Source organism: Rathayibacter sp. AY1D5, assembly GCF_002932515.1.
Classification (GTDB): domain Bacteria; phylum Actinomycetota; class Actinomycetes; order Actinomycetales; family Microbacteriaceae; genus Rathayibacter.
Genome location: NZ_PSVU01000122.1, coordinates 1 through 818 on the forward strand (window position 1 = coordinate 1; position 818 = coordinate 818).

The window sequence follows — 818 nt, forward strand, 5'->3', positions numbered from 1 at the left end:
GCCGCTGGCGTAGACGTCGCCCGAGGCCCGCGCGCCTGCTCCGCCGAAGCCGTGAGGGTCGGCGCCCAGGCCGTCCCAGAACATGTGCCCGGTCCCGCCTCCGGCGCCCCCTCGCCGGCGGTCTCGCGGTGGTCCTCGCCGCCGCGGCGCTCACGCTGGTCGGCGCACCCCCCGCCTCCGCCAATCGGTTCTACGACGCGTGCACGACGGACGGCAGGTTCACTGTGCCTGCGAACGTCCACACCGCCGACGTCACCGCCCGGGGCAACCGAGGAGCCGACGGTCAGGACTTCGACAGCGTGGGGAACACCGGGGGCACCGGCGGCGCCGGCGCGGCTTTCACGCTCTACGACGTGAAGGTGACGCCCGGTCAGACGATCTACTGGGGAAGCCTCCGGAGCGGGGGCTTCGAGGGGGGTGGGGACGCCAAGTGGGTGTCCTTCAGCGAACCCGACGAGAACTGCGACCCCGTCGGCGGCGATGTCATCGCCGTCGCCGCGGGCGGAGGAAGCGGATCGAACGCGACCATCCTGTACGACGGCTCCGACGGCGGTGCCGCCGGCCGGCCGGGCGAAGCGGGCCACGGCACCGGCGGCTTCCCCGGGGGCGGCGGCGGCGGCGCGACGATCGACACCCCGGGGACCGGCGGCAGCGGTGGCGACACCGCCTACCTCGGCGGCTTCCTCGATGCCGTCCCGACGTTCGGCTCGGAGGCGAGCGGCGGGACCGGGCACATGTTCTGGGACGGCCTGGGCGCCGACCCTCACGGCTTCGGCGGAGCAGGCGCGCGGGCCTCGGGCGACGTCTACGCCAGCGGC

Annotated in this window: 1 pseudogene; it reads left to right on the forward strand. The window is 75.3% G+C overall.

What is annotated here, in order from left to right:
- Positions 1–224 precede the first annotated feature (224 nt).
- A pseudogene (locus tag C5C82_RS17140) lies at positions 225–818 on the forward strand (hypothetical protein); the annotation flags it as partial.